Annotated in this window: 7 protein-coding genes and 1 pseudogene; 2 read left to right on the forward strand and 6 right to left on the reverse strand. The window is 52.0% G+C overall.

Translation table 11 applies throughout. From position 1 onward, the window contains the following. Window positions 1–5: 5 nt before the first annotated feature. The gene (locus tag DEP07_RS23030) at window positions 6–764 is read right to left on the reverse strand and encodes an ABC transporter permease (RefSeq protein WP_122963712.1); all 759 of its coding nucleotides are present in this window, start codon (window positions 762–764) and stop codon (window positions 6–8) included. After that, entirely contained in the window at window positions 761–1,672 is a 912-nt protein-coding gene (locus DEP07_RS23035) for an ABC transporter ATP-binding protein (protein ID WP_173597689.1), read from the reverse strand. Before DEP07_RS23035 ends, DEP07_RS23030 begins: the two co-directional genes overlap by 4 nt. Window positions 1,673–1,825: 153 nt before the next feature. On the opposite strand from DEP07_RS23035, the gene DEP07_RS23040 reads away from it, so the two are divergent. Next, complete coding sequence (locus DEP07_RS23040; RefSeq protein WP_287103066.1) at window positions 1,826–2,536, forward strand: response regulator transcription factor; 711 nt, start codon at window positions 1,826–1,828, stop codon at window positions 2,534–2,536. A 2-nt stretch (window positions 2,537–2,538) separates the two neighbouring features. After that, window positions 2,539–3,942 carry a sensor histidine kinase gene (locus DEP07_RS23045; RefSeq protein WP_287103067.1) on the forward strand — a complete coding sequence of 468 codons (1,404 nt, stop codon included), beginning with the start codon at window positions 2,539–2,541 and terminating at the stop codon, window positions 3,940–3,942. 180 nt (window positions 3,943–4,122) lie between these two features. On the opposite strand, the gene DEP07_RS23050 is transcribed toward DEP07_RS23045, so the two are convergent. The 4 genes and pseudogenes from DEP07_RS23050 to DEP07_RS23065 all read right to left on the reverse strand — a co-directional run. Further along, entirely contained in the window at window positions 4,123–4,716 is a 594-nt protein-coding gene (locus tag DEP07_RS23050; RefSeq protein ID WP_287103068.1) for a YdeI/OmpD-associated family protein, read from the reverse strand. A gap of 288 nt (window positions 4,717–5,004) precedes the next feature. After that, window positions 5,005–5,424, reverse strand: coding sequence for an SRPBCC family protein (locus DEP07_RS23055; protein WP_242774094.1), 420 nt, complete (start codon window positions 5,422–5,424; stop codon window positions 5,005–5,007). Beyond that, window positions 5,421–5,762: an ArsR/SmtB family transcription factor gene (locus DEP07_RS23060; RefSeq protein ID WP_173599417.1), complete on the reverse strand. Its 342-nt coding sequence runs from the start codon at window positions 5,760–5,762 to the stop codon at window positions 5,421–5,423. Before DEP07_RS23060 ends, DEP07_RS23055 begins: the two co-directional genes overlap by 4 nt. An 18-nt stretch (window positions 5,763–5,780) precedes the next feature. After that, window positions 5,781–6,196 (reverse strand): annotated as a pseudogene (locus DEP07_RS23065) (DoxX family protein); the annotation flags it as partial.

Raw genomic sequence — 6,196 nt, forward strand, 5'->3', positions numbered from 1 at the left:
TCCCCCTACCCTTCCAGTCTGGATGCATGGCGTCTTCCCATGAGAAAAAGCAGCGCGGCAACCGCCAGCAAAACAGCCGCGGCAGACGAGATCGGGCCTGCCTCCCGGACGACGAATTGCATCTTTTCGCTCGCATACTGCTGTGTAACGGGACTAAGCCCCGTATAGTACGCCCAGACGAATACGCGTCTTGCCGCTTCCGGAAACAAATCGCCTACCATTCCGAGAAAACCGCCGAGCATCCCCAGGCAAAGCGCAAACGCCTGATTTTTCACCACCGTAGAAATCCACTGCTGCAAGGCAAGGACGACCAGCGTCGTGACCAGCGTGCCGAAAAGAAACCGTGCCAACAGCACAAGCGGAACAGACGTCAAGTACCCGGATTGGACGCCAAACACCGCAATCGCCAGCAGCTGGCACAGGCAAACGCCCAGCATGATCAATCCGGCGCAAGCGTACTTCGCCGCATACAGCTTCCCTGGCTGCACGGCCATAGAGCGAAGCAGCCTCCACGTATTCCCTTTATGCTCCATGTCGCAAATCCGGGAAACGACAATAGCCGAAAGCAATGGCAAAAACAGTCCGTTCATCGTGGACAGCATGGCGACGATCACTTCCCAGCCCGCGCTGTCACGATTGCGCTCAAAAGACATGCTGACGGCGATCAACGCCCAGACAAGCTCCACCGTCAGAAACAAAAGCGCCATCGGCAACACATATTTGCGACGCAGCTTGTAAAACTCAAGCGACAGCGCCTTCCTCACAGACTCTCGCCTCCCCCTGTAAGCTTCAGGAACATGTCTTCTAGGCTTCTTTTCTGTTCCTCGATGCGAAGCACATCAATATGTTCAGCCAGCAGAATCCTGTTTGCCTGCGCTACCTGTCCATCGGCAAGCTTTTCAAAAACAAGCGCGCCCTCCTCCACGCCGGGGAAAAAGCCTGCCCGCATCAACACGTCCCTCGCCGCCCTGTTATCTGTCGTTTTGATGATAATGCGCGGCTGGTTTTTTTGGTGCAGCTCGCTCAGCTTGCCCTGGAACAGCATGTGACCATGATTGATAATGCCCACGGAAGTCGCGATCTGGTCGATTTCGGATAAAAGGTGGCTGGAAAGCAAAATCGTCATTCCATATTGTTGCGGAAGCGCTTTGATCAGCTCCCGGATTTCTCCGATTCCCGCAGGGTCCAAACCATTCGTTGGCTCATCCAAAATCAACAGCTTGGGAAACGCCAGCAATGCCATCGCAATTCCTAGCCGCTGTTTCATCCCCAGTGAATACTTTTCAACCTGCTTCTCCTTCTGTTTTTCCAGACGCACGATTTTCAGCGCTTCCTCGATGTTTTTCGCCGGAACAGCGCGCAGCTTCTGCACGACACGCATGTTTTCCAGCCCGGTCAAGTGCCCGTAGTACGAGGGCGATTCAATCAGTGAACCGATTTGGCTGAGAACGAAGCGGCGGTTTGCCTGAAGCTCCTTCCCGAACACCTGCACCTGGCCGCTCGTCGGTCGTACCAGCCCCAACAGCATCTTTAATGTAGTCGATTTCCCTGCTCCGTTCGGGCCAAGAAATCCGTAAATCTCCCCTTCGCGTACAGACAAATTCACTTCCTTCACGCGCAAGGCATCACCGTATCGCTTCGATAGTTTGGTAGTAGATAGGATCGTCTCCATCTGTCCCTCCTGCAATGGCTTTATTTGGCATATATGCAGTATGACAGGAGATTCTTTCAGCAATCTGACGTTCACCTTACGCCAGCCTTAAATTTGCTGCAAAAGCCGATTATCCCGCGCCAAAGCCGCTATAGTAGAGAGAGGTGATGACAGATGGACGAACTGAAACAGAAAAAGCTGCTTATCGTCGACGATGAGCCTGAAATCCGAAAAATGGTCGAGCATTTTTTGCGCAAGGAAGGATTCATGCGCATTTACCATGCGGGCGATTGCAGAGAAGCGCTGGAGCTTTGTCGTTCCATCCAGCCTGACCTCGCCATTCTTGATGTCATGCTGCCGGATGGCGACGGCTTTTCCTTGCTGCAAGCGATCCGGCATATTTCGAACTTGCCTGTGCTGTTTTTGTCTGCCAAAGGACAGGATGAAGACCGAATCCTCGGCCTCGGACTGGGCGCGGATGATTACATCGTGAAACCGTTTTTGCCACGGGAGCTTGTCTTGCGGCTGACGGCTATTTTGCGCAGAGTGTACATTCCCCACACGCCGGAAAAACGCCCTGTTTTTCAACTGGACGACCGTCTCATTGACTTGGAGGCTGGCACCATTCGCCATGACGGAACAAATATCCCGCTGACCGCAAAAGAAATCGCTCTGCTCGGCAAGTTTTATGAGAACCACAATCGCATCGTCACGAGCGACGCGCTCTGTCAGGCCGCATGGGGCGACGACTATTACGGCTATGAAAATACGCTGATGGTGCACATTCGGCGCATTCGGGAAAAAATCGAAGCGAATCCTTCCCAGCCCGCTCATTTGCTGACCGTGCGCGGACTCGGCTACAAGCTGATCGTAAAGGAGGAGTAACGATGGAAGGCACGTCGCGCATTATCAAGCGTTTTGTTCACGCCACCATCCTGATTTCGCTGCTGCTCCTGGCTCTCAATGCTGTCGTGCTCTTGATCTGGATCGGCAGCGGGATCAGCGATGGCGCCTCTCCTTCCGCTGTTGTGCATTTCGTCAGCGACGACTTGCATGGCAATCGAGACGCCTATGCCATCGCTCCCCGCTCGCAACAACTTTTGGAGCAAAACAGGGCGTGGGCCATGCTGATCGACTCCAAAGGCTACGTGGCATGGAAGTTCCAGCTCCCTGCCGAACTGGAACGGCCGTACTCTCTCGCAGATGTAGCCAAGTTTTCACGCAGCTTCCTGGACGATTATCCGGTCTTCACCTGGGAACATCCAGATGGCCTTGTCGTCGTCGGTTACCGGAAAGGCTCCTACGCCAAATACCAGCATATTCTTCCGGTTGGCTGGGTGGAGAATTTGCCCGGGAAGGCGTTCTTTTTGTTGGCAGGCAACATCGTGCTGGCTCTGTTGCTCTCGCTGTTCATCGGTTCCAGACTCATCGCTTCCATCCGCCCGCTGACAAGCGGCATTCAAGCGTTGGGAGCAGACAAGCCTGTCCAGATTGAGCCAAAAGGCGTGCTGGCGAATCTGGCGGTAAGCATCAATCATGTGTCCGCCCTGCTGCAACAAAAAAACGCAGCTCTGAAAGCAAGAGACGCGGCCCGCTCCAACTGGATTTCCGGCGTTTCCCACGACATCCGTACGCCGCTTTCCATGCTCCTCGGCTACGCGAGCGACATCGCTGACAGCCCGGAGCTGCCGGCAGAACAGAGGCGCTTGGCCGCGATTATGCGCCAACAAGCCGAGCGCATCCGTTCTTTGGTAAGTGATTTGAACCTCGTCTCCATGCTCGAATACGAGATGCAGCCGCTGGGCAAAAAACCGCTGCGGTTGTCGGCAGTCGCCAGACAAGCGGCCTCGGAGCTGTTGAACAACGGACTGGATGAGCGGTATCAGCTGGAAGTAGAGCTTGGAGATGAATCCCCGCAAATCGATGGGGATGAGCGCCTTTTGTTGCGTGCCCTTGCCAATCTTTTGCAAAACAGCATCGACCATAATCCGGCGGGGTGCCAACTGCGCATCCAAACCTTTTTTGATCCCGGCAACCAAGCTTGTCACGTAGTCGTCTCAGACAACGGAAACGGAATTTCCCCAGACGAACTGCCCGACTTGCTGGAACTGCCTTACGCAAGCAAACGCAAACGCCCGCGCCATAACGGACACGGCTTCGGCCTTCCCATGGCCGAGCGAATCGCCAAGGCTCACGGAGGAAAGCTGTCGTTATCGAGCGAGGTCGGCAAAGGCTTCTGCGCGAGTATGGAGCTGCCTGTCCTCTCGCAAAAAGAAAAGAGCAAGCCGTAATGGCCTGCTCTTTCTCCGGTTAGATTTCTTACTATTGCGAATAAAAGGTTCGTGACTGCGGTGTAAAAAAACAACCGTACGTCACAGCACGGCGTCCCATTTTTTCACTAATTTTTTGCATTCACCGGATTTCAGTTGGTTCGCTCCGTTTGACGCTTATCGCTGAATAGCTGCGCTAGGCTAATCATTCAATCCTTTTCCGTTTAGAATTTGCTCCATGTATTTTTCCACTCTCGCCACTCGCGTCTTGGATTGTTTCGGTTCAGAAAAATAATGAAGGTATGCTCTCTGCCGTCCCGGTGTCAACGCTTCGAAGGCAGCTTTCAGGTCAGGATTTTCAGCCAATTTCGTTTGAAATTCTTCAGGAGCGGTATATTCTTCTGTCTTCTTGAAATCCACTTCCAAACCGGCTTTTTCCACTTCAATAGCCTGATGAATATAGGCTTTCAAGACGTCTTCCATCTCCACGATTTCTTGCACGTTGGTAAAGCGAATTTGTCGCGCCGCCTGTACATTTTCCGTCTGCTGGATGAGGATTCCGTGCGGATCTTGCAACAACGCACCTTTGTGGAACAGGAGCGCACAGTATTCTTTGAAACCATGGATTAAAACGACGTTCTTTTTCTCCAGCGTGTAACAAGGATGCATCCATTTAAAATCTTCGGTCAGCCCACAGTCGAGAACGATTCTGCGCAACTCCACAAATTCTTCCTGCCACTTTTTCGCTTTGCTTAAAAATTCGTCGACCTTCGGATGCGCACTACTATTTGTCATCAAAGAGCACTCCTCTTCCATCTTTTGATCAACTGACAGTCAAAAGAATGTTCATTCAGTCGTAATAACCTCTTGCTCTTAATTTTGCCCATTCTATCATAATTAAGACTGTGACTATGCGAACAACCGCGACAATTCACTTGCACGCAATTGAAAAACCTCCCATTCGAGCACTCTATCCCGTTTGCTGCAACTGGAAGGCTTTTCATTTGTGTGTATGGAAATGATCATCCATTCATCTAGCGTTGCGGACGGAGGTAATCAGTGGTACATCCCGCTATCCGGTTATTATGCCAACGCCTTTTCCAGCTCGCTGCACCACTTGCTCCAGCCGTACTTCGCTCCACCCAGTGCCTGCTCATTGGAGATTCCGGATTGTTCGAGATGCAGGTTAACTTTTCCGTCTCCTAAATCCTGTAGCGTCCAGACAACTGTGTGCTTCTCTCCCCCGCTGCCCCACGTGTAGGACAAGCGGTTTGGTTCGTCTACGATAAGCACTTCGCCCTCAACGACTCCATCCCAATATTCGGTCGGCTTAGTGCGAAACTGAAAACGATGTCCCACCACAGGTTTAAAATCATTTTCCATCGGCTCGCCAGTCTGGATGTTGCACACCCATTTGGCCAGCTTGCTTGAATCAGTCAAAGCGGACCACAGCTTCTCAAGCGTTGTCTTGTACTGAAAATCCAAAGATAATGTCAAACTCATTCTGCTTCCTCCTCTAATAGTTGGTTCAAGCGCAACAAATTCGCACTCCAAAACTTGCTGTAGAAAGCCACCCAATCTTGAATTTCCCTCAGTGGAGCCGCGTTGAGCCTAAATCGCGTTTCCCTGCCGACTTTGCGGTCGAGCACCAGTCCGGCCTCTTTCAGAATTGTCAAATGCTTGGATACCGCCGTCCGGCCCATTTGAAACTGTGCCGTTAGTTCATGAAGCGGCAGCTCCTCTGCTCCGGCCAATAACTCAATCAGTCGTCGCCTGGTTGGGTCCGCTACAGCATCAAACACATCCCGAGACTGGTTGTTTTCGTTTTCATTCTCGTTCACAACACTCCCTCCAAAATATTAATTTCTGTAGGACATAGGTATTGGTGGCGCGAAAGGACGAATGTTAATTTTGAGCACCTCCCTAAAGTTTGCACCCTGTGAATGCAGCGCCCATGCGGCGAGATTTAGCGCGGAATAAAAGAGCGGGAGGATAGCAGAAAACTCGCAATCACCGTAATCGTTGGCAAACACATGAGAGAAAGCTGCACCAGTCATTCAAATGTAGATACCAGCGTGAACCATTCTTTCAGCCGAGGTAAACCTGGCACGGCAAGAGCGATGGCTCCGGGCACTTTTCAAATCCCGGGAATGGTTAAGAGGGTTAAGATAGTCAAAGCCTATAGCGGGCAACCAAACTTCGCCACCAGTTCGACGCTTCTCCCGCTTGCATCAGTTGACCGATGCCACTTGCCATCACTGTTGCTGCGAGTAAG

It is taken from the genome of Brevibacillus sp. (assembly GCF_003521185.1).
GTDB lineage: Bacteria > Bacillota > Bacilli > Brevibacillales > Brevibacillaceae > Brevibacillus > Brevibacillus parabrevis.